General features: G+C 67.6%; 19 protein-coding genes. 11 read left to right on the top strand and 8 right to left on the bottom strand.

Annotated elements, in window-relative coordinates:
• Positions 1–343: 343 nt before the first annotated feature.
• The 4 genes from secD to queA all read right to left on the bottom strand — a co-directional run bounded on the left by secD (position 344) and on the right by queA (position 5,005).
• Positions 344–2,221: a protein translocase subunit SecD gene (secD, locus tag CAL13_RS17335; protein WP_086073056.1), complete on the bottom strand. Its 1,878-nt coding sequence runs from the start codon at positions 2,219–2,221 to the stop codon at positions 344–346.
• Positions 2,222–2,320: 99 nt separating this feature from the next.
• Positions 2,321–2,662, bottom strand: coding sequence for a preprotein translocase subunit YajC (gene yajC, locus CAL13_RS17330; protein WP_086058489.1), 342 nt, complete (start codon positions 2,660–2,662; stop codon positions 2,321–2,323).
• 154 nt (positions 2,663–2,816) lie between these two features.
• A complete protein-coding gene (gene tgt, locus CAL13_RS17325) occupies positions 2,817–3,956 on the bottom strand; it encodes a tRNA guanosine(34) transglycosylase Tgt (protein ID WP_086058488.1) in 1,140 nt (379 codons plus the stop codon).
• A 5-nt stretch (positions 3,957–3,961) separates the two neighbouring features.
• Positions 3,962–5,005 carry a tRNA preQ1(34) S-adenosylmethionine ribosyltransferase-isomerase QueA gene (gene queA, locus CAL13_RS17320; RefSeq protein ID WP_232467685.1) on the bottom strand — a complete coding sequence of 348 codons (1,044 nt, stop codon included), beginning with the start codon at positions 5,003–5,005 and terminating at the stop codon, positions 3,962–3,964.
• 337 nt (positions 5,006–5,342) lie between these two features.
• Between queA and dacB the strand changes: the two genes are divergently transcribed.
• A complete protein-coding gene (dacB, locus tag CAL13_RS17315) occupies positions 5,343–6,788 on the top strand; it encodes a D-alanyl-D-alanine carboxypeptidase/D-alanyl-D-alanine endopeptidase (RefSeq protein ID WP_086073705.1) in 1,446 nt (481 codons plus the stop codon).
• 70 nt (positions 6,789–6,858) lie between these two features.
• On the top strand, positions 6,859–7,497 hold the full coding sequence (gene upp, locus CAL13_RS17310; RefSeq protein WP_086058486.1) for a uracil phosphoribosyltransferase: 639 nt from the start codon (positions 6,859–6,861) through the stop codon (positions 7,495–7,497).
• A 4-nt stretch (positions 7,498–7,501) separates the two neighbouring features.
• Here the strand turns inward: upp and cysG are convergent, their stop codons facing one another.
• Positions 7,502–8,920: a siroheme synthase CysG gene (gene cysG / locus CAL13_RS17305; RefSeq protein ID WP_086058485.1), complete on the bottom strand. Its 1,419-nt coding sequence runs from the start codon at positions 8,918–8,920 to the stop codon at positions 7,502–7,504.
• A gap of 389 nt (positions 8,921–9,309) precedes the next feature.
• On the opposite strand from cysG, the gene CAL13_RS17300 reads away from it, so the two are divergent.
• The 4 genes from CAL13_RS17300 (at position 9,310) to CAL13_RS17285 (ending at position 11,418) form a co-directional block, all read left to right on the top strand.
• On the top strand, positions 9,310–10,023 hold the full coding sequence (locus CAL13_RS17300) for a hypothetical protein (RefSeq protein ID WP_198297983.1): 714 nt from the start codon (positions 9,310–9,312) through the stop codon (positions 10,021–10,023).
• 114 nt (positions 10,024–10,137) lie between these two features.
• Entirely contained in the window at positions 10,138–10,455 is a 318-nt protein-coding gene (locus CAL13_RS17295) for a DUF883 family protein (protein ID WP_086058484.1), read from the top strand.
• 61 nt (positions 10,456–10,516) lie between these two features.
• Positions 10,517–10,972: a phage holin family protein gene (locus CAL13_RS17290; RefSeq protein ID WP_086073055.1), complete on the top strand. Its 456-nt coding sequence runs from the start codon at positions 10,517–10,519 to the stop codon at positions 10,970–10,972.
• Positions 10,969–11,418 carry a hypothetical protein gene (locus tag CAL13_RS17285; RefSeq protein ID WP_332457748.1) on the top strand — a complete coding sequence of 150 codons (450 nt, stop codon included), beginning with the start codon at positions 10,969–10,971 and terminating at the stop codon, positions 11,416–11,418. The genes CAL13_RS17290 and CAL13_RS17285 overlap by 4 nt, the downstream gene beginning before the upstream one ends.
• Here CAL13_RS17285 and CAL13_RS17280 read toward each other — a convergent pair.
• The gene (locus CAL13_RS17280; RefSeq protein WP_086058482.1) at positions 11,375–12,919 is read right to left on the bottom strand and encodes a UbiD family decarboxylase; all 1,545 of its coding nucleotides are present in this window, start codon (positions 12,917–12,919) and stop codon (positions 11,375–11,377) included. The genes CAL13_RS17285 and CAL13_RS17280 overlap by 44 nt on opposite strands.
• Before the next feature lie 143 nt (positions 12,920–13,062).
• On the opposite strand from CAL13_RS17280, the gene CAL13_RS17275 reads away from it, so the two are divergent.
• Positions 13,063–13,920 carry a lytic transglycosylase domain-containing protein gene (locus CAL13_RS17275; protein WP_086058481.1) on the top strand — a complete coding sequence of 286 codons (858 nt, stop codon included), beginning with the start codon at positions 13,063–13,065 and terminating at the stop codon, positions 13,918–13,920.
• A gap of 92 nt (positions 13,921–14,012) precedes the next feature.
• Here the strand turns inward: CAL13_RS17275 and CAL13_RS17270 are convergent, their stop codons facing one another.
• Positions 14,013–15,179, bottom strand: coding sequence for a pyridoxal phosphate-dependent aminotransferase (locus CAL13_RS17270; protein WP_086073054.1), 1,167 nt, complete (start codon positions 15,177–15,179; stop codon positions 14,013–14,015).
• A gap of 50 nt (positions 15,180–15,229) precedes the next feature.
• Between CAL13_RS17270 and CAL13_RS17265 the strand changes: the two genes are divergently transcribed.
• The 3 genes from CAL13_RS17265 to CAL13_RS17250 all read left to right on the top strand — a co-directional run bounded on the left by CAL13_RS17265 (position 15,230) and on the right by CAL13_RS17250 (position 19,471).
• The gene (locus CAL13_RS17265) at positions 15,230–16,237 is read left to right on the top strand and encodes a hypothetical protein (protein WP_086073053.1); all 1,008 of its coding nucleotides are present in this window, start codon (positions 15,230–15,232) and stop codon (positions 16,235–16,237) included.
• Between the two features lie 100 nt (positions 16,238–16,337).
• Complete coding sequence (locus tag CAL13_RS17260; protein ID WP_086058478.1) at positions 16,338–18,626, top strand: NADP-dependent malic enzyme; 2,289 nt, start codon at positions 16,338–16,340, stop codon at positions 18,624–18,626.
• Between the two features lie 380 nt (positions 18,627–19,006).
• Entirely contained in the window at positions 19,007–19,471 is a 465-nt protein-coding gene (locus tag CAL13_RS17250; RefSeq protein WP_086058477.1) for a barstar family protein, read from the top strand.
• Here the strand turns inward: CAL13_RS17250 and CAL13_RS17245 are convergent.
• The gene (locus CAL13_RS17245) at positions 19,453–20,250 is read right to left on the bottom strand and encodes a 16S rRNA (uracil(1498)-N(3))-methyltransferase (RefSeq protein ID WP_086073703.1); all 798 of its coding nucleotides are present in this window, start codon (positions 20,248–20,250) and stop codon (positions 19,453–19,455) included. The two genes, CAL13_RS17250 and CAL13_RS17245, sit on opposite strands and share 19 nt — an antisense overlap.
• Before the next feature lie 229 nt (positions 20,251–20,479).
• Between CAL13_RS17245 and tkt the strand changes: the two genes are divergently transcribed.
• On the top strand, positions 20,480–22,525 hold the full coding sequence (tkt, locus tag CAL13_RS17240; RefSeq protein ID WP_086073051.1) for a transketolase: 2,046 nt from the start codon (positions 20,480–20,482) through the stop codon (positions 22,523–22,525).
• The last annotated feature ends 16 nt before the right edge of the window (positions 22,526–22,541 follow it).

Here is a 22,541-nt window from a genome sequence, read left to right as displayed (position 1 = left end):
CAGATCCGGCTCCGCCGGTCCGCCAGCGTCGCTCCCCATGAACCACGGTGCCCCCCGATCAGGGACGCCGCGGATCCGGCTCCGCCGGTCCGCCAGCGTCGCCCCCTCGAGGGGGAAGCGCGAAGCGCTTCGGGGGTGGACTTTCCCCGCCGCTACGCCAACGCCGCCCCCCATGAACCACGGTGCTCCCCGATCGGGGACGCCGCGGATCCGGCTCCGCCGGTCCGCCAGCGTCGCCCCCTCGAGGGGGAAGCGCGTCAGCGCTTCGGGGGTGGACTTCCCCTTCCGGTCCGCCAGCGTCGCCCCCTTGAGGGGGAAGCGCGAAGCGCTTCGGGGGTGGTCCCTACTCACTCGGCTTCCACACCTGGCCGATCGACACGCTCGTCAGCTTCTTCCGGCGGCCATACCAAAGGTTCGCCAGCGCGCGCACGCCCACCACGGAGGAGAACATCGACGTCAGAATGCCCAGGCAGTGCACCACCGCGAAACCGCGGATGGGGCCCGATCCGAAGGCCAGCAGCGCCAGGCCCACGATCAGCGTCGTCAGGTTCGAATCCAGGATGGTGCCCCACGCCCGTTCGAAGCCATGATGGATCGCCTGTTGCGGCGTGGCGCCGTTGCGCAATTCCTCGCGGATACGCTCGTTGATCAGCACGTTGGAGTCGATCGCCATGCCCAGCGTCAGCGCAATGGCCGCGATGCCGGGCAGCGTCAGCGTCGCCTGCAGCATCGAAAGCAGCGCGAGCAGGAGCAGCACGTTCACCGCCAGGCCGATCGTGGAGAAGACGCCGAACAGCCGGTAGTACAGCACGATGAAGACGGCGATCGCCACGAAGCCCCACAGGGTCGAATGGAAGCCCTTGGCGATGTTGTCCGCCCCCAGGCTGGGCCCGATGGTCCGTTCCTCGATGATCGCCATCGGCGCGGCCAGCGCGCCGGCGCGCAGCAGCAGGGCGGTGTCGGCGGCTTCCTCGGCGGTCATGCTGCCGGAAATCTGCACCTGCCCGCCCGGGATTTCGCCGCGGATGACGGGCGCCGTGACCACTTCGCCCTTGCCGTTCTCGAACAGCAGGATGGCCATGCGCTTGCCGACGTTGTCGCGCGTGACGTCGCGGAAGATGCGCGCGCCCTTGGCGTCCAGCGTCAGATGCACGGCCGGCTGTTGCGTCTGCTGGTCGCGGCCGGGCTGAGCGTCCTGCAGGTTTTCGCCCGTCAGGATGACCTGGCGGCGCACCAGCAGGGGGCGTCCGTCCCGGTCGGTATAGCGTTCCAGCCCGAACGGCACGGTGTTGGCGGCCAGGGCCGCCTGCGCCGCCGGCGAATCGTCCACCATGCGGATTTCCAGCGTGGCGGTGCGGCCCAGCAGTTCCTTGGCCTTGGCCACGTCCTGCACGCCGGGCAGTTGGACGACGATGCGGTCGGTGCCCTGCTGCTGGATCACCGGCTCGGCCACCCCCAGCTCATTGATCCGGTTGTGCAGGGTGTTCATGTTCTGGGTCAGCGCGTTTTCCTGCACGCGGGTGACCGACGCCGCGTTCATGGTGCCGACCAGCTGCGGCTTGCCGCCGCCGTTTTCGTCGGTGAATTGCAGGTCCGGCACCCGCGCGCGCAGCGCGGACACCGCCTTGTCGCGGCTGTCGGCGTTCTGGAACGTGGCCGTCACCGACTGGCCTGTCCGCTCGACCGTGGCGCCGGGAATGTCCTGGTCGCGCAGCACGCTGCGCACATCGGCGGCCAGGGCGTCGTAGCGGGCGTTCAGCGCGCCCTGCATGTCGATCTGCAGCAGGAAGTACACGCCGCCGCGCAGGTCCAGGCCCAGGTACATGGGCTTGGGCTCGAACCAGCCCAGGGTTCGCATCCAGGCGGGCGAGGCGGGCAGCAGGTTCAGCGCCACCGTGTAATGCGGGTCGCCGGGTGTCGTATTCAAAGTCTTGTCGAGCAGATCGCGCGCCTGCAGCTGCTGGTCGGTGGACGCGAAGCGCGCCCGGATGGTGCCGAGCGGGCCGTTCTGTTCGTAATACACGCCCTCGGTCGGGATCCTTGCCTGGGACAAGGTCCGTTCAACCGTACCGAGCAGCGCGTTGTCCACCTTGATCGTGGCCTTGGCGCTCGAAATCTGTACCGCCGGGGATTCGCCGTAGAAATTGGGCAGCGTGTAGAGCAGGCCGATGACGACCGCAATCAGGACCGTAAGATACTTCCAGAGGGGATAGCGGTTCATGGCCGGCTACTTTTGACGAATGACGTTGCGGCGAAAAGCCGGAATGCGGGAAGGGCGGCCGTCGTGGCGGCGCCCGCCCGCGGCCCAGCCTCTCTGACGTTACAGCGCCTTGATGGTTCCTTTGGGCAGAACCGCGGAGACGGCGCTCTTCTGGACCACGACTTCGACCGGCTTGTCGGCGCCCTCGGCGATTTCGACGGTGATATAGGTGTCCGTCACGCGCGTGACCTTGCCAAGCAGGCCGCCCGCGGTGACCACTTCGTCACCCTTCGCCAACGCGGCCAGCAGGTTCCGGTGTTCCTTCTGGCGCTTCATTTGCGGCCGGATCATCAGGAAATACAGGATGACGAACATCAGGATGATGGGCAGCATGCCCATCAACGCGTTGCCTTCGGGGGCGGCCTGGGCGACCACAACGCCTAGGGTGTCGGTAAGTTGCATCGAATTCTCCTGGTTGGATCCGCTGCCGGAATCCGGTTTTGAGGATTTTTGATATGGTTTTCGCTTATTTTTGCGCGAGCCTGCGTATTGAGCAGCCCGCTATTGTAGCGAAGCTGTCCGCCCGGGGAAGGCGGTGCGCCAGGGCTCGCCGCACCTAGTCGACGCCGCGCGCCCGGTCGGCCGCGAACTGCGCCCGCCAGGCGGCGAAACGGCCGGCGGCAATCGCTTCCCGCATCTCTTGCATGATCGTCAGGTAGAAGTGCAGGTTGTGCAGCGTGTTCAGCCGTGCGCCGGTGATTTCATTGGCCCGCTGCAAATGGTGCAGATAGGCGCGGGTGAAATGGCGGCAGGTGTGGCAGGCGCAGCTCGGATCCAGCGGCCGGGTGTCGTCGCGATAGCGGGCGTTGCGGATCTTGATGTCGCCATAGCGGGTGAAGAGCCATCCATTGCGGGCGTTGCGGGTGGGCATGACGCAATCGAACATGTCCACGCCCTCGGCCACCCCGGCGACAAGGTCCTCAGGCGTGCCCACGCCCATCAGGTAGCGCGGCGCCTGCGCCGGCAGCCGGGGCGCCACGTGCGCCAGGATGCGCATCATGTCTTCCTTCGGCTCGCCCACCGACAGGCCGCCGATCGCATAGCCGTGAAAACCGATCTCCTGCAGACCGGCGAGCGATTCGTCGCGCAGGTTTTCGTACATGCCGCCCTGCACGATGCCGAAAAGCGCGTTCGGATTGCCAAGTTGATCGAAGGCCTGGCGCGACCGCCGCGCCCAGCGCAGCGACATGCGCATCGAGCGTGCGGCCTCTTCCTGGGTTGCGGCGCGGCCGTCGATTTCATAGGGCGTGCACTCGTCGAACACCATGACGATGTCGGAATTGAGCGCGCGCTGGATGCGCATGGATTCCTCGGGGGTCAAAAACAGGCGGGCGCCGTCGATGGGCGAGGCGAAGCGCACGCCTTCCTCGGTGATCTTGCGCATGCCTTGCAGGCTGAAGACCTGGAAGCCGCCCGAGTCGGTCAGGATGGGTTTGTTCCATCCCATGAAGCCGTGCAGGCCGCCATGCGCCTGCATGATCTCCGTGCCGGGGCGCAGCCACAGATGGAATGTGTTGCCAAGGACGATCTGGGCGCCGACCTCCTCGAGCTCGTGGGGCAGCATGGCCTTGACGCTGCCGTACGTGCCCACCGGCATGAAAATGGGCGTTTCCACCACGCCGTGGTTGAGGGTGACGCGGCCGCGGCGCGCGGCGCCGTCGGTGGCGAGCAGTTCGAATTGGAGTCCGGTCGTCATAGTCGTCAAGCCGCTGCCTCGATGAACATCGCGTCGCCGTAGCTGAAAAAGCGGTAGCGCTGCGCCACCGCGTGTGCGTACGCGCGGCGGATGGGTCCCATGCCGGCCAGCGCCGAGACCATCATCAGCAGGGTCGATTGAGGCAGGTGGAAGTTCGTGATCAGCGCGTCCAGCGCCTGGAAGCGGTAGCCCGGCGTGATGAACAGCCGGGTGTCGCCCTGGGCGGCGCGTAGCGGCATGTGCAGCGCCGCGGCCGATTCGAGCGCGCGGGCGCTGGTGGTGCCCACCGCCACGACGCGGCCGCCGGCCGCACGGGTGCGGCCGATGGCGTCCGCGGTGGCCTGCGGCACGGTGTACCACTCCGCGTGCATGACATGGTCCGCGATTTTTTCCACGCGCACGGGCTGGAACGTCCCCGCGCCGACGTGCAGGGTGACGAAGGCCCGGCCGATGCCCATGGCCTGCAGCCGCTCGAGCATCGGCTCGTCGAAATGCAGGCCGGCGGTCGGCGCGGCGACCGCGCCCGGCTCGCGCGCGTAGACGGTCTGGTAGCGGGCGTCGTCCCCCGCGTCGGGCGCATGGGTAATGTAGGGGGGCAGCGGTGTCGCGCCGTGGGCGTCCAGCAGCGTCAGCACATCGTCGGGAAAGGCCAGTTCGAAGAGATCGCCGTCCCGGCCCTCGACCACCGCCTCGAAGGCGTCGGCCAGCCGCAGCACCGTGCCCGGTCCCGGGGACTTGCTGGCGCGCACGTGCGCCAGCGCCCGGCGCGGCGCCACGATGCGTTCCACCAGCACTTCGACCCGCCCGCCCGTCGCCTTCTGCCCCAGCAGGCGCGCCTTGATGACGCGCGTATCGTTGAACACGAGCAAATCGCCCGGACGCAACAGCTCGCCCAGATCGGCGAAGCGGCGGTCGTGCAGATTGCCCTGCGCATCCAGGTGCAGCAGCCGGCTGCCCGCGCGCTCGGCGCTGGGATGCTGGGCGATCAGTTCGGGCGGCAGATCGTAATCGAAATCGGCCAGGGTGTAGGAGGGAGACGGGGAGGTCACGCGTTTCAGGAAACGATGGAAAGCCAACCCGCCATTGTAGTAGACCGTTGAACCGCCCGTGCCGGAGCGGGCAGTCCCCGCGCGGCCGCGCAGCCGTTCCGGCGGCGCTTCACGGTATGCTTGGCGCTTTTGGCGGCCGGCCGTCCGACATCGCGACGCTGGCGCGGCGCCGCGATCACGGCCCCCGTCGCGGGGCCGTTTCACGATTCCTTGTTGATTTTTCATGCCGACGTGTTGGCGTCCCGGCAACGAGTACGGACAGCGAATGAGCGGATGGTTGGGCCTGGTCGGAAAACGTTTTTGGCGGCGGCTGGCGGCCGCGGCAGCCGCGTCGGCAATGGCCGCCGCGGCGCCATTGGCCGGCGTGACTGCCTTGGGCGGCCTGCTGGCGCCGGCAGCCGTCCGGGCCCAGGGTCTGGCGCCGTCCTCGGCCAACGCGCTGCCGCACGAGCTGGCCGCGGCATGGCGCGCCAGCAAGCTGCCCGGGTCGTCGCTGTCCCTCGTCGTACAGGAACTGGGCGGGCAACGCCTGCTTTCGATCAACGCCAAGGCGCCGCGCAATCCCGCTTCGGTGATGAAGCTGGTCACGACCTGGGCCGGGCTGTCCAGCCTGGGACCGAACTATGTATGGCGCACGGAGCTCCTGTCCGACCCGGGCGCCCGGCTCGCCAATGGCGTGTTGTCCGGCCCGTTGTACTTGCGCGCCAGCGGCGATCCCTTCTTTCTGTTGCAGGACTTCTGGACGTTGCTGCGCGACCTGCGGCTGCACGGCGTGCGGCAGATCCAAGACCTGGTGATCGACCGCAGCATCTTCGGGTCGGTCGGCAGCGACCCCGGCGCTTTCGACGGCGCGCCGGATCGCCCTTATAACGCCAGTCCCGACGCGTTGATGGTGGGCTTCGGCGCCCTGCGCCTGCTGTTCATTCCGGATCCCGCCGCGCGGCGCTGGCGCCCGGTCATCGACCCGCCCTTGCCCGGCGTGTCGGTCAGCGGCCAGCTCGAATGGAGCGACGCGCCGTGCCCCGGCTCGCCGGAGGTCGCCACGGAGCCGGTCATTACGCAGCAGGGCGTCACGTTGCGCCTGTCCGGCAAGGTGGCCGGCTCATGCGGGGAATTCAGCCTGTACCGCTTGGCCTTGTCCCAGCCGGAGTTCGCCACCGAGGTCTTTCGCCTGCTGTGGCGCGAGCTGGGCGGCACGTTCGCCGGGCAGGTCCGCTCCGGCCTGGTGCCGCCCGATGCCGTGCCGCTGGCGTCGCACGATTCGCCGCCGCTGGGCGACGTCATCCGGACCATCAACAAGCGCAGCAACAACGTCATGGCGCGCCAGCTTCTGCTGACCTTGGGCGCCGAAGGGGGCCTGCGGTCGGCGAACGAGGCGAGCAGCGCCGACGTCGTGCGCCGCGTGCTGGCCGGTCAGGGGCTTTCGATGCCGGAACTGGTCATCGACAACGGCTCGGGCCTGTCGCGGATCGGCCGGATTTCCGCGGACAGTCTGGCGTCGCTGCTGACGGTCGCGTGGAATTCGCCGTACATGCCGGAATTCATGTCCTCGCTGGCGATCGCCGGCGTGGATGGCACGGTGCGCCGGCGCCTGCGCGACAAGGACACGCGCGGCATGGCGCATCTGAAGACCGGCACGCTGGCCAATGTGCGCGCCCTGGCGGGCTACGTGCTGAGCGCGAGCGGCAAGCGCTACGCGGTCGTCAGCATCGTCAACGACGACCGGGCCGACGCGGTGCGGCCCTTCGACGACGCCCTGATCAAGTGGCTGGTGGATCGCTGATCGCGGCCGGCAACTGGCCCGCGCCGCGCGGCCACGCTACGATTCGATCCATTGCAATTGGAGAATCGCCATGCCCGTGCATGAAATCCGCCACCCCTTGATCCGCCACAAGCTGGGGATCATGCGGCGCGCCGACCTGAGCACCAAGAGTTTCCGCGAGTTGTCCCAGGAAGTGGGCGCGCTGCTGACTTACGAGGCCTGCAAGGATCTGCCGCTGGAGCCTTGCACCATCGAAGGGTGGAGCGGGCCGGTGCAGGTCGAAAAGCTGGCGGGCAAGAAAATCACGGTGGTCCCCATCCTGCGCGCCGGCATCGGGATGCTGGACGGTGTGCTCACCCTGGTTCCAGGCGCCAAGGTCAGCGTGGTGGGAATTGCCCGCGACGAGGAAACCCTGCAGGCGCAGGCCTATCTGGAGCGCCTGGTGGCCGAACTCGATCGCCGGGTGGCCTTGATCGTCGACCCCATGCTCGCCACGGGCGGCTCCATGTGCGCCACGATCGACATGCTCAAGCGGGCCGGCTGCCGGGACATCCGCGCGCTGGTCCTGGTGGCGGCGCCCGAAGGCATCGCCCGCGTGGAGAAGGATCACCCGGACGTGCAGATCTATACCGCCTCCATCGACCAGGGCCTGAACGAAGACGGCTACATCATTCCCGGCCTGGGCGATGCCGGCGACCGGATTTTCGGCACACGGCAGAAGACCGAGTAGCGGCTCAGGCCGGCGCGCCGGCCGCGGCGGTCCCATCGATATGGCGGCCGAACCAGTTCAGTTCGTTGGCCAGCGCCGCCACGCGTCCCACGATCAGCAGGGCAGGCGCACGGATGTCGTGCGCCCGGGCCAGCGCGGGCAATTCCGCCAAGCGGCCCGTCAGGACGCGCTGCTCCGGCCGGCTTCCGTTTTCCACCAGCGCGAAGGGCGTGTCCGCCGCCCGTCCGTGTTCCTGCAGACGGCGCGCCAGGGCGTCCAGCTGGCTCACGCCCATGTAGAACGCCAGCGTCTGGCGGCTGCCGGCCAGCGCCCCCCAATCCACCGCATCGTCATCGTCGCGGCAGTGGGCGGTAATCAGGTGCAGGGACTGCGCATGGTCCCGATGGGTCAATGGGATGCCGGCATGCGCCGCGCAGGCCAGCGCCGCCGTGACGCCAGGCACGACTTCATACGGCACGCCGTGGGCGCGCAGATGCTGCAATTCCTCGCCGCCCCGCCCGAAGATGAAGGCATCGCCTCCCTTTAGCCGCACCACCCGGCGGCCTCGCCGGGCGTGTTCCACCATCAGGGCATGGATGCGCGCCTGCGTGGCCGCGTGGTCCTCGCCCGGGCGCTTGCCCACGTCCTCGCGCTCGGCATCGCGGCGCGCCAGCGAAAGAATGTCGGCGCTGACCAGCCGGTCGTACAGGATCACGTCCGCCTCGTTCAGCGCGCGCAACGCCTTCAGCGTCAACAGGCCGGGGTCTCCGGGGCCTGCCCCCACCAGCACCACGCTTCCGCGCACAGGCTCCTGCGGACGATCCAGCGCGGCTTCCAGCGCCCGCGCCGCGTCCTCGGGCCGGGCCTGCCGCAGCAGCGCCGCCACAGGGCCGTCCATCAGCCAATCGTAGAAGCGGCGTCGCCCGCCCAGTTCGGGGCGGCGCTCGCGGATGCGCGCGCGATAACGTCCCGCCAGATCCGCCAGCGGACCGACAGCGTGGTCGAACATGGATTCGATGCGTTCGCGCAGCCGCCGCGCCAGGACCGGCGCGACGCCGGACGAGGAAATCGCCACGATCAGCGGCGATCGATCCACGATGGATGGCACCTGGAAGGAGGACAGGCCCGGATCGTCGACCACATTGACGAGCAGGCGCCGCCGCCCTGCCGCGGCGGCGACCTGAGCATTGACCTCGCGGTCGTCGGTCGCCGCGACCACCAGCCAGACATCGTCCAGCCAGCTTTCCTCGAACCGGCCCGGCACATGCGCGATGGCGCCTTCTCGGGCCAGCGCGGCAAGCTCGGCGTGCAGTTCCGGCGCGCCAAGGCGCACGCTGGCGCCCGCTTCCCGGAGCGCTTGCACCTTGCGAGCGGCGACGGCGCCGCCGCCGACCACCAGGACGAGCCGCTGGGTCAGGTCGGCGAACAGGGGAAAGAGCTTCATGTCGGCGTGGGAAAGGGCGGCCCGGAGGGCGAGGAGCCGGAAAGGCGGAAATCGCCCGCAGTGCGGCTGCGCCGCGGGAGCTGGCGAGCCGCCATTCTAGAGAGAGTGCAAGCCGCCTTGGAACGAATAACTCGGTATGTCCATATTATTCATCTGTATATATATCTTGGATTTGGGCGCATACGCGATATATGGCTCGCCGGCGCGGCACCCACGTGCGGCGGGCCACGGCGGTTTCGCACCGCTGAAGAAGGGGCTGTCGGCAGCGTCCGGACCGCGCACTCCGGTCACGATCCCCGGCATCACAGGGTGTAGTATCGGCGGACCGCGCGCCGCACCGGGATGCGGGCGCTTTCAGGAGAGGTTCTACCGTGCATAGGAAGATTTTTGTGCGGCTCGCCGTGGCGGGCGCGGCGCTGCTGACGGCGGGCGCGGCCCGCGCGGGCGTATGCGATGCGCAGTTCATCCACGATGGGGGGCAAGTGCAGCTCACCGGCTCAGGCAATCTGCAGTTGGGCGCCGATCTGACGTTCAGCGAAGTAACCAAAAGCAATGGAGAGAATTGCCGGGCCCGGGTGACCGGCGTGGCGACTTTCTCCTACGCGGGCCTGCCGCCGGGTAAATCCAAACTGGATTACCTGATGACCGTGCGCAGCGGCAAGGCCACTTTCGTGCGCTACGAAAACGCCGGCGAGAAACCCGCTTCGGATGGCCAGTTCGATTTGCGCATGCTGGGTCTTTTCGCATACGACGGCAAGATCTCCGGCGCCGGCCAGAAGCTGCCGGGCTCGAGCTTCCGCCTGCGAATCGGCAAGGAAGCCCCGGTAGGCGGGGCCCCCAGCACGACAGTACGCATCGGCGAGAAAACTGTCGGCGCGCGGCGCTCCATGGATACCGCGCTGGGCAAGCAGTCGTGCTGGCCCATTTCCTATCGCCGCGACACCGATCCGACCATGGCGACGTTCCAGGGACTGACCATTCCCATTCCGGCGCTCAACACCACCGTCACGGACTGGTACTGTCCGGCGGTGAATCTGGTCATGCGGCAGGACATCGATCAGCAGGGCGCGAAGTCCGCCGTTGAAATCACGAAGATCAAATAAACAGCGTGGCAGGCGCGCGGCGTGCGGTAGCAGACGGTAGCAATACCCATCTTGAGACCAAACGCCGCTGGTATCATTGTTTCGTCCAGGTCATGCAACAAGAAAGGAGCGATCATGAATATGAAATCTTCCGCCGAGGGCGCTAAAGAGAACCTCATCGATAGCGTAAAAAGCAGCCTGAACGACGCCGAAAACCTGTTGCGCGAAGCCGCCGCCAGCACGGGGGACAAGGCTGCGGAATTGCGCGACCGGGCGATGACCTCGCTCAAGCGCACCCGCGAAGCCTTGTACGAAGTGCAGGACGCCGTCATGGAACGCGGCCGCAAGGCGGCTCGCGCCACCGACGACTACGTGCACGACAATCCTTGGCAGGCCATCGGCATTGCAGGCGTGACCGGCCTGCTGCTCGGCCTGCTGATTGCGCGTCGCTGACCGGAGCGGGCGAACGGGACGGCGGGCCCATCGGCTCGCCGGCCGGCCGCCTTCCGCGACGATGGCTATCCGCAGATCCTTGCTTGGCGTCGCCTCCAGTTTGGTCGATTTGGGGCGGACGCGATTCGAATTGCTGGCGCTGGAAGCGTCCACGGAGTGGGCCCGGCTGCTTCGGCTGCTGGGCTGCGCTTTCGGGGCGCTGCTGTTCCTGACGCTGGCGGTCCTGGTGTTTTCCATTCTGGTCGCCGTCTATTTCTGGCCGACCGATCAGCGCTACATCGCGCTGGGCGTGCTTGCCGCCGCCTATGCCGTGCTGGGGCTGATCCTCATCTATCTCGTGCGCCGCACGCTCGTTCTGGGGCCCAAGCCTTTCGCTGCCACCCTGGATGAATTGAAGCGGGACGTGCAATTGCTCGGGCATTTGCGCGCCGCGGCGCAAGAGGAAGAGGAAGCCGAACGGCGGGCCGAAGCCGAGCGCCACTCGCCCGCGGGGCGGCGACGGGAGACTTCCGCATGAACAAAGTATCTCCGGCGGTCGACCGCCAGGTCCGCATCGAGCTGCTTCGCGCCCGGGCGGCGGTCGAGCGCGAATCGCTCGTGCACTGCGTGTCGGACCTCACGCAGTCCTTGTCCCCCTCGCGCCTGATCAAAGGCATGATGCCGCGCGTCGGCGTGGGCAACGCGTCCATGCTGGCGTGGCGGGCGTTTTCCATGGCTCGCCGCTATCCCGTCATCATGTCCACGGTGTCGGCGATCTTTCTGCGCGGAAAGCGCTCGCGCTTGCTGAAACTGGCCACCGCTGCGGTGGTCGGCTTCCAGGTCTATCGCGGCTGGCGGGCGCGCCAGGAGGATGGCGCGCCGCCGGCCGGCAGCCGGGGCGCGGAATGGGGCGGGCCGGGCGGCGCGGAAAACCCCGCCGTCACAGACCCAACTGCCCCCATATCGCGTCCACCTTCTGCTTGACGGCCGTGTCCATGACGATGGGCCGGCCCCACTCGCGGTCGGTCTCGCCCGGCCACTTGTTGGTGGCGTCCAGGCCCATCTTGCCGCCCAGGCCCGATACCGGCGAAGCGAAATCCAGATAGTCGATGGGCGTGCGCTCCACCAGGGTGGTGTCGCGCACGGGGTCCATGCGGGTGGTCATGGCCCACACGACTTCCTTCCAATCGCGCGGATTCACGTCTTCGTCGACCACCACGATGAACTTCGTGTACATGAACTGCCGCAGCACGCTCCACAGGCCGAACATGACGCGTTTGGCGTGGCCGGCGTACTGTTTGCGGATCGACACCACAGCCAGGCGATAACTGCAGCCCTCCGGCGGCAGGTAGAAGTCGACGATTTCGGGCAACTGCCGGCGCAGCAGCGGAACGAACACTTCATTCAGCGCGACGCCCAGCACCGCCGGTTCGTCGGGCGGTTTGCCGGTATACGTGGAGTGATAGATCGGGTCGCGGCGCATGGTGATGCGATCCACCGTGAACACCGGGAACCAGTCGCGTTCGTTGTAATACCCGGTGTGGTCGCCGTAGGGGCCCTCCAGCGCCATCTCGTACCCGGTGTCCGGCGGTGGCGGTACGCCGTCCGGTACGGTTGGTGCGACGGCGCGCGGATCGGAGGCTGGCAGCAGGTGGCCCTCCAGCACGATCTCCGCATACGCCGGCACGGAAAGCTCGCTGCCCAGCGCCTTGGCCACTTCGGTGCGCGAGCCGCGCAGCAAGCCGGCGAATTGATATTCGGACAGCGTGTCGGGCACTGGCGTCACCGCGCCCAGGATGGTGGCGGGGTCCGCGCCCAGCGCCACGGCGATCGGGAAGGGCTGGCCCGGATGGGCTTGCGCATGCTCCCGGAAGTCCAAGGCGCCGCCGCGGTGTGAAAGCCAGCGCATGATGAGCTTGTTGCGGCCGATCGGTTGTTGCCGGTAGATGCCCAGGTTTTGCCGGCGGGCGCGGGGGCCTTTCGTAATGACCAGCCCCCACGTGAGCAGGGGCGCTACGTCGCCCGGCCAGCAGGTCTGCAAGGGCAGGCGGGCCAGGTCGACATCGCCGCCTTCCAGCACGATTTCCTGGCATGCGGGGCCGCGCACGGTTTTCGGGCTCATGTCCCATAGCGCGGCTTTCAGCATGGACACTTTGGCGAAGGCATCCCGCAAGCCTTTGGGCGGCTCCGGCTCGCGCAGCGAAGCCAGCAGCTCACCGGTGTCGCGCAGCGCTTCCACCTGCTCGGCGCCCATTCCCCAGGCCACCCGCCTCGGCGTACCGAACAGGTTGGTCAGCACCGGCATGTCGGCCGCGCGGTCATGGTGGACCGGACGCTCGAACAGGAGCGCCGGGCCGCCGGCCCGCAGGACGCGATCGCCGATTTCGGTCATTTCCAGCCGCGTGGAGACCGGCGCGGCGATGCGTTTGAGGTCGCCGCGCGCTTCCAGCTGGGCGATGAAGTCTCTGAGATCTCGGTATTTCACAGGGGTCCTACACTAGCGCGGCCGTAAATCGCCGAAATTAGCCAAAATTACGCAAAGTTGGCCGGGGTTTGTGGGTTTGGTTACATATGCAACGGCCATATGAGGTTAACATCCCCTTCCTTTCAAAACGCAGGAGGTAGGAAATGCCCGATGCGTCAGTCGCCAGTCTCGCCTTTCGTCAGCTGGCGCAAGGCGTTCACCGTTATCTGGGCGAATGGCTGCGGATCTGCTCGGTCTATCTGGGCATCGCCGTCATCGTAACCGTCAGCATGGGCGTCGCGCTGCCCGGGTTGCGCGACCAGGCCTTGCAGGTACATAAGGCCCTGCTGGCGGCGCTCGCGCCCGCTACCGTGGGCTCGACCGGTTCGGAACTCGCCTATACCGATGCCGATACACTCGCCAGCCTGGACGACGATACGGACAAGGCAGGCGGCGCCTCCGGGGCGGTCGCCATGGCCGTGCCGGACGCGGCCAGCAATGCCACGGCCTTTTTGACGCCGCTGCCCCATCCGGAGCCCAAGCCCGCACAGCGCTTGGATACGGCCAGTCACGCGCAGACGGAAGCGCTGCGCAACTATATCTCGCGCAAGTACAAGGTGGCGTACGACGCCACGGCGGTATTGGTCAACACGGCATACAAGGTCGGACGCGAATTGAAGATCGATCCCTTGCTGCTGCTGGCGGTGATCGCGATCGAGTCGCGCTACAACCCCTTCGCGGAAAGCAGCGTAGGGGCGCAGGGTCTGATGCAGGTGATGACCAGCGTGCATCAGTCCAAGTTCGAGGCCTACGGCAAGAAAGGAGCCCTGGACCCCGTGGCGAACATCCGCGTTGGCGCCAGTATCCTCAAGGACTGCATCAAGCGCCGCGGCTCCATCAGCGGCGGCCTGGCCTGCTATGTCGGCGCCAGCGGTCCCAATGACGGCGGCTACGGCGACAAGGTGCTGGCCGAACGCCGCCGTCTGGCGGTCGCGTCCGGCATACCGCTGGCCCGCGATTGATGTGTCCGCGTTGCCGGCCCGCCCGTCCGGCACAACCCTGGACCTGCCGGTCCCGCAACCCGTGACCGCCCGGCCGCCCCCGGCGCGGGCGCTCAGCGGCGCAGCGTCTCCACGAAGCGCCCGATGCGGGCGGCCGCTTCTTCCAGGCGCGGCATGCCGGTGGTGTAGGAAAAACGCAAGGTCCGGCTGGCGTGCGCCGGACCGAAATCCAGGCCGGGCACGGCTGCGACGCCGGCCTCATGCAGCAAACGGGTCGCGAATTCCGCGCTGTCCATGCCCCACCGGGACACGTCCGCGTAAATGTAGAACGCGCCATCCGGCTTGACCGGCACGTCGATGCCCATCCGTTCGAAGGCATCGAGCAGGAAGTCGCGCCGTTGCTGAAAGGCGAGGCGACGCGTTTCATAGATTTCCAGGGATTCCGCCGCGAAACACGCCACCGCGGCGTGCTGGGCCAGCGTCGGGGCGCAGATGGCCAGGCTGGCCGCCATCTTCTCCACGGGCGCCACCATGGCCGGCGGCACGATCAGCCAGCCCAGGCGCCAACCCGTCATATTGAAGTACTTCGAGAAGCTGTTGATGACGACAACGTCGTCGTCCAGCGCGAGCGCGGTTTGCGGCGTGCCGGCATACGACAACGCCAGATAGATCTCGTCCATCAACGTGAAGCCGCCGCGCGCCTTGACTTCGGCAAGCAAGGCGGTCAGCTCATCCGTGGCGATGGAGGTGCCCGTCGGATTGCTGGGCGACGCGATCATCACCCCGCCCGTGCGCGCCCCCCAATGCGCCCGCACGTCGGCGGCCGACAGTTGGAAGCGTTTGGCGGCCGTACTGGGGATCAGGCGCGGCTGTCCGCCGGCCGCCAGCACGAAATTGCTGTTCGCCGGGTAGGATGGGTCGGGCATCAGCACTTCGGCCCCGGGATTGACCAGTGCGGCGCAGGCCAGCGACAGCGCGCCGGACGCGCCGGCCGTGACGATGACGCGCGACGGGTCGATCTCCGCCCCCAGCCTGGCATGAAAGCCGGCGATGGCCTCCCTGAGCGCGGATAACCCGGCGGGAGGACTATAGCCGCTCAGTCCCGCGCGCGCGGCCCGCTCCAGCGCTTCCACCACGGGTGGGGGCGCGGTAAAGTCCGGCTCGCCGATGCCCAGGCTGATGATGTCGCGGCCGGCGGCCTGCAGCGCCTGCGCCTGCTTGAATACCTCCACCGCGTGGAAGGTGAGAAATTCGGCGGTGCGGTCGGCGAGGGGCGGCATACTGGACTCTGGCGGGCGGGGCCCGATCATCGAAAAAGGGGATTGTAGTCATGCAGCCATCGCGACGCGCATTCCTGCTGGGGCGGCCAACGCCGCGCACGCCATGGCAGGCGTTCGGCGATCGCCTGCGCCGTCTGTGCGCGGGCGATTTCGAGCGCGTCGCCGGCGTTGGAGCAGATGCCGGGAACAGGGACGAAGAAGCTGGGCGCGGGCAGCCGCCGGGCCTGCGCTGGGCGCCGGCGGATGGCGCCGACGTGCGCGTTGCGCGTTCGCTTTGCGCCGAGTTCGGCGTGCGGATGGCGCTGGCGGCCGGTGCAATGCCGTCGGCGTCCTGTGCGACGGCGCAGCGCAGCGATGCCGGGCGCTGGGTGCCGGCCGAAGCCGGCGACGCCCGGCCCATCCTGTGGATCGATCCACGCCATCTGAACCGCCTGGCGCGGGTTCCCGGACCGCGCCCGCTCTGGCGCGCCGAGCCTGGCGTCACGCTGGGCGAACTGGCGGCGGCGGGCTTGCCGCAATTCACCCATGCCGAGCCCGGCCGGATGCTGGCGGATTGGTTTGCGGACCGGTCGGCCGCTGCCTGGCCGACCGGGCGCGGGGATTTCTCCGGCATCCACGCGGCGGAAGTCATGCTGGCCGATGGGGCGGTGGATCGCCTGGGACCTTTTGGGGCGCAGGATGGGGAACCGCTGCGCACCGCTGCCCTGCAGCGTCTGGTGCCCGAATTGTTCCGGCTGGCGTCGAGCACGCAGGCGGAATGGTGCCGCACGCAGCCCGCGTGGCCCGCGTGTTATCGCATCGACGCACTCGTTCCATGTCCGCCGGCTTCCATCAATCTGGCGCAGGCCCTGCACGGGCACGGCGGCTCCCTCGTATGGCTCGAGAGCCTGGCGCTTACCGTGCCGGCCGGCGAAGAACGGCCTGCGCTGGCATCGCCGCCCCCGCCGCCGCAGGCGCGTGCGCTCGATGCTCGCGTGAAGGAAGCCTTCGACCCCGCGGGAATATTCGGTCCGTTCCGCGCCGCATCACGGGCACACGCGTGTACCGGGGTAACATAGCCGCTCCCTCGGGCGGCTGTGGGCGCCTCAGGCAGCTTCGGCGCTAAGGGACTAGAATCCAGCGTTTCGGTTTTCAACTTTCTTTACACGTATCACGATCATGGACGCCAATCTGCGCAAGGCCGCGCTCGAGTATCACGAGCAGGGACGCCCCGGCAAAGTGTCGGTCACGCCGACCAAGCAACTGACCAACCAACGCGATCTGGCGCTTGCGTATACGCCCGGTGTTGCGGCGGCGTGCGAAGAAATCGTCGCCGATCCCGTCAACGCCTACCGCTTCACCAGCCGCGGCAACCTCGTGGGGGTGATCTCCAACGGTACGGCGGTGCTCGGCCTGGGCAACATCGGCGCGCTGGCGTCCAAGCCCGTGATGGAAGGCAAGGCGGTGCTTTTCAAGAAGTTCGCCGGCCTGGACGTGTTCGACATCGAAATCGGTGAAACCGACCCGGACAAGCTCGTCGAAATCATCGCCGGCCTGGAGCCCACCTTTGGCGGGATCAACCTGGAAGACATCAAGGCGCCCGAGTGCTTCGTCGTCGAACGCAAGCTGCGCGAGCGCATGAAGATTCCGGTTTTCCATGACGACCAGCACGGCACCGCAATCACCGTGTGCGCCGCGTTCATCAATGGGCTGAAGGTCGTCGGCAAGGACATCCGCAATGTCAAGGTCGTGACGTCCGGCGCCGGCGCCGCGGCGCTGGCCTGTCTGGACCTGATGGTGGACCTGGGCCTGCCGGAAGAAAACGTGTGGGTCACCGACATCGAAGGCGTGGTCTACGAAGGCCGGACCACGCTGATGGATCCCGACAAGGCGCGCTTCGCGCGCAAGACGGACAAGCGCAAGCTCGCCGAAGTGATCGAAGGCGCCGACGTGTTCCTGGGCCTGTCGGCCGGCAACGTGCTCAAGCCCGAAATGGTCGCCGCCATGGCTCCCCGGCCCTTGATCCTGGCGCTTGCCAACCCCACGCCCGAAGTGCTGCCCGAAGTCGTCAAGAGCGTGCGCGACGATGCCGTGATGGCGACCGGCCGCTCGGACTACCCGAACCAGGTCAACAACGTCCTGTGCTTCCCGTACATCTTCCGCGGCGCCCTGGACGTCGGTGCGACCACCATCACTCGCGGCATGGAAAAGGCGGCGGTCTATGCCATCGCCAAGCTGGCGCAGGAAGAACAGAGCGAAGTGGTGGCCGCCGCGTATGGCACCTTCGATCTGTGCTTCGGTCCCGAATATTTCATTCCGAAGCCCTTCGATCCGCGGCTGATCGTCCGCATCGCGCCGGCCGTGGCCAAGGCCGCGATGGACGAGGGCGTGGCGACGCGTCCGCTGGCCGATATGGAAAGCTATATCGAGCAGCTGCAGCAGTTCGTGTACCACTCCGGCGCATTCATGAAGCCGCTGTTCGCCGCGGCCAAGCGTTTCGTGCGCGAAGGGGGCAAATCGCGCGTCGTGTTCACCGAAGGCGAGGACGAGCGCGTGCTGCGCGCGGTGCAGGCAGTGGTGGACGAAGGTCTGGCCAAGCCCATCCTGGTCGGCCGCCCGGCGGTGCTGGCCCAGCGCATCGAGCGCCTGGGCCTGCGCCTGCGCCTGGGCGAGGACGTGGAGGTCACCAACCCCGAATACGACGAGCGGTTCCATCGCTACTGGACCACGTACTGGGAATTGATGTGCCGGCGCGGGATCACGAAGGAAATGGCGCGCGTCGAAATGCGCCGCCGGCTGACGCTGATCGGCGCGATGATGGTGTATCTGGGCGACGCGGACGGCATGATCTGCGGCACCGTGGGCGCGTATGGCGATCACCTGCGTTTCATCGACGAGGTGATCGGCAAGCGGCCCGGCAGCAACGTGTACGCCGCCATGAGCATCCTGCTGCTGGCCGAGCGCACCGTGGTGCTGGTGGATACGCACATCAATGAAGAGCCCAGCGCCGAGCAGATCGCCGAATTCACGATCGCCGCCGCCCAGGAAATGGAACGCCTGAACATCGCGCCCAAGGTCGCCTTGCTGTCGCGCTCCAACTTCGGTTCCGGCAGTTCGTCGTCCGGCGCCAAGATGCGCGCGGCCCTGCAGATCGTGCGCGAGCGCGCGCCGGACATCGAGATCGACGGCGAAATGCACGGCGACTGCGCGCTGGACGAGGAGCTGCGCCTGCGCATTCTTCCGTCCTCGACGCTCAAGGGCAGCGCCAACCTGCTGGTCTGCCCCAATGTCGACGCCGGCAATATTGCGTACAACCTGCTGAAGACCGCCGCCGGCGGCAACGTTGCCGTGGGTCCCTTCCTGCTGGGCGCCAACGCGCCGGTGCACATCCTTACTTCCAGTTCCACGGTACGCCGCATCATCAACATGACGGCGCTGACCGTGGTTGACGCCAACAATCGCCGTTAGGCGATGTTGCGCGGCACGCGGGCGCCGACGATGGCGCCTGCATGCCGCGCTCGCGCGGACTGCCGTGCGGGCGCGGTTGCGCGGGCCGTTCTCACCGGCCTGCGTGCCAGAAGCTCGCCGGTCCCGGACGGCCGCACGGCATCCGTTGCATGCGCGCCGCATGCCGTGCGCCAGGGCATGTGCGCGTCGCTTTTGTCTCCCGTTTTTCTCCTGCCCGGTGTATCGTCCGAATCCTGCGCGCCGGCCGTTCACGTGGCGTGACGGACGTGCGCGAAAACCTTTCGCGGGGCGATTGATCGTTCCGGTTTATGCCGATACGATGCAGCGTATCCCGCGGACGGATCGCGGTGGACATGAGTATTTTTGCAGGAGGTCCGAGCATGGCCAGAACCGGTCAGCCCGCATTGCAGCGACAGATGCAGCGCGGCGGCGAGCTCGATGCTGCTGCCCTGGACAAACAATCGGTTATCGATGCGGCCAATGACCTGCGCGCCGCGCTGTTCGTCGCCGACTGCGACCGGGCGCGCAGCCGATCGGCGGTCTTCCGGGCCATCGCCAAGGCGGTGGACTTTCCCATGCATTTCCGCAGTTACGACGAACTGACGGATTGCCTTTGCGACACGGTGCTCGATCAAAAGGTGGGCGTCGTGTTGTGGCTGCAGAAGCTGCATTCCGGCGATCCTGCGCTGGAAGAAGACGCTGCGCGCATCGTGTCGGTGTGCCAGGACGTGGCGGAATACGCGCGCGAAAACGGCCGGTCCTTCGCCTATATCGTGGAGCATGCAGGCGCCCATCCCGCCGCCGAGCCCGGCGTGGCGGCCGCACCTTACGGCGAGGCCGGCTGACCCGAATCGGTTTCGCTTTGCGCTGCCGGCCCGGCAGGTGCGGGGCCATCCCATTCCAGAAGCGCCGTGGCGGCCGCCACCAGGGCAAGGCCTGCGGTTTCGGTGCGCAGCACCCGCGTGCCGAAGCTGACCGGCGTGGCGCCAGCGGCGCGGCTTGCGTCCCGCTCGGCGTCCGTCCAGCCACCCTCCGGCCCCACCAGCAACGCCACGGCGCCGGCCCGGCGCGCGGGTTCCAGCGAAGGCTTCAACGACGCGCCGTCTTCCGGGTGGCATAACAGGCGGGGTTCCGCCGACGAGGCCGTCAGCCAGTTCGTCAATGTCGTTACGGGCTCGATGCACATCAGCCGGTTGCGGCCGCATTGTTCGCTGGCGGCCGCCGCGATGCGGCGCCAGTGCGCCAGGCGCTTGTCCTGCCGGTCGCCGTTCAGTTGCAGCACGCTGCGTTGCGCGGCGATGGGCACCAGCCGCTGCACCCCGAGTTCCACCGCCTTTTCCACGATCCAATCCATCTTGTCGCCCGAAGGCAGCCCCTGTACGAGCGTGATACTGCCGGCCAGCTCCGCTTCGCGCGCATCGCGCGCGCCGAGTTCCGCATGTGCGGTTTTGCCGGCCACACGCAGGGTGGCGGGATACTCGCCTCCCTGTCCGTCGAACAACACCAGCGCGTCGCCGTCACGCAGCCGCAGCACTCGCACCGCATGGTGCGCGATGGCGTCGGGAAGTTCGATGCGGGCGTGCGCGGAAAGCGCGAAAGGGCAATGGAAGCGGGGAGTCGGCATGTCGGCATATTGAAGGTAATGCGAGCCGCTATTCTGCTGCATCGCGGCTCGCATGCCCATGGCGCCGGCTTTGCGCCGCGGCGCCTGCGCGCCCGGGCGGCCGCCCTACACCGATTGGCCGAGCGGCCGCGCGGCGGGCCGGTCACGCCCGGATGCTAAAATCGTGAGCTCTTCAAACCCTATGCCCGGCCCTTTTTTCCACGCCTGCCGGGAGACGAGTGCATCAAGAATGAGCAATCCGACCGCCCGACAACCCTCTTTGGCGGATGCCATCCGCGCCTTGGCGATGGATGCCGTGCAACAGGCGAATTCCGGGCACCCGGGTGCTCCCATGGGCATGGCCGAAATCGCACAGGCCTTGTGGACGCGCCATCTGCGCCACAACCCTGCCGATCCCGCGTGGCCCGGCCGCGACCGCTTCGTGCTGTCCAACGGCCACGGATCCATGCTGTTGTACGCGCTGCTGCATCTGACCGGCTACGACCTTCCCATCGAGGAAATCAAGCAGTTCCGCCAGTTGCACTCGCGTACCCCGGGCCACCCGGAGGTCGGCATCACGCCGGGCGTCGAAACCACCACCGGCCCGCTGGGCCAGGGTCTGGGCAATGCCGTCGGCATGGCGCTGGCCGAAGCGCTGCTGGCTGCCGAATTCAACCGCCCCGGCCATGCCGTGGTCGACCATCACACCTATGCCTTCGTGGGCGACGGCTGCCTGATGGAAGGCATTTCCCACGAAGTCTGTTCGCTCGCCGGCACGCTCAAGCTGTCCAAGCTGATCGTGCTGTACGACGACAACGGCATTTCCATCGACGGCAAGGTCGAAGCCTGGTTCGGCGACGATACCGCCAAGCGTTTCGAGGCCTACGGCTGGAACGTGATCCGCGGCGTGGACGGCCACGACGTGGAAGCCGTGGATGCCGCCATCCGGCAGGCGCGCGGGCATGCCGCCAGCCATTCGGGCCCAACGCTCATCGTCTGCCGCACCGTGATCGGCAAGGGCGCGCCCAATGTGGCGGGCACCGACAAGGTCCACGGCGCGCCGCTGGGCAAGGACGAAATCGCCGCGACGCGCGCCGCGCTGAACTGGCCGCACGAACCCTTCGTCATCCCCGCCGATATCTACGAGGGCTGGGATGCGCGCCGCGCGGGCGCCATCGCGCAGAACGAATGGCAGGCGCGCTTCGACGCCTATGCCTTGCAGTTCCCGGCCGAAGCCGCCGAATTCCAGCGCCGCATGCGCGGCGAGCTGCCCGCCGATTTTGCCGAGAAGGCCGGCGCCTTCCTGGCCGCCACCGTGGAAAAGGCCGAAACCGTTGCCACGCGCAAGGCATCGCAGTACGCCATCGCGGCGCTGGCGCAGGCCCTGCCGGAACTGCTCGGCGGGTCCGCCGACCTGACCGGCTCCAACTACACCGACTGGAAGGGCGTTGCCCCGGTGCGGGCCGGCGAGCAGGCCATCCAGTTCGGCCGCCACATCAATTACGGCGTGCGCGAGTTCGGCATGGCGGCAGTCATGAACGGCATCGCGCTGCATGGGGGTTATCTGCCCTTCGGCGGCACCTTCCTGACCTTCTCCGATTATTCGCGCAATGCCTTGCGCATGGCCGCGCTGATGAAGCAGCGCGTCGTGCATGTCTTTACCCACGACTCCATCGGCCTGGGCGAGGACGGCCCCACCCACCAATCCATCGAGCACACCAACAGCCTGCGCCTGATACCGAATCTGTCGGTGTGGCGTCCCTGCGATACCGTGGAGACGGCCGTGGCCTGGATCGAGGCGGTGAAGCGTCCCGCCAGCGTCGGCATGGCCGTGCACGATGGCGGTCCCACGGCGCTCCTGCTGTCGCGCCAGAACCTGCCCTTCGTGCCTCGTGACGAACCGACCCTGGCGGCCATCGCCCGCGGCGGCTACGTGCTGCGCGACGCCGACGGCGCCCGCGCGGTGATCATCGCCACCGGCTCCGAAGTCGCGCTGGCGCTGGCGGCGCAGGAATTGCTGAGCAACGACGGCGTGCCCGTGCGTGTGGTCTCCATGCCTTCCACCGATGTCTTCGACAGGCAGGATGCGGCGTGGCGCACCAGCGTGCTGCCCAAGGGCCTGCCGCGCGTCGCGGTCGAAGCCGGCTCCACCGGCCTGTGGCACAAGTACGTGGGCCTGGAAGGCGCCGTGGTCGGCATCGACCGCTATGGCGAATCGGCTCCAGCGGGCGCGCTGTTCCCCTTCTTCGGTCTGACTGCGGAAAAAGTCGCCGAGGCCGTCAAACAGGTTTTGTAAACGAGGAGATTGAGTC

Origin of the sequence: Bordetella genomosp. 9 (assembly GCF_002119725.1) — a bacterium.
Classification (GTDB): Bacteria; Pseudomonadota; Gammaproteobacteria; order Burkholderiales; family Burkholderiaceae_B; genus Bordetella_C.
The sequence above is the reverse complement of the archived record's forward strand: the minus strand, read 5'-3'. Positions and strand labels throughout refer to the sequence as shown.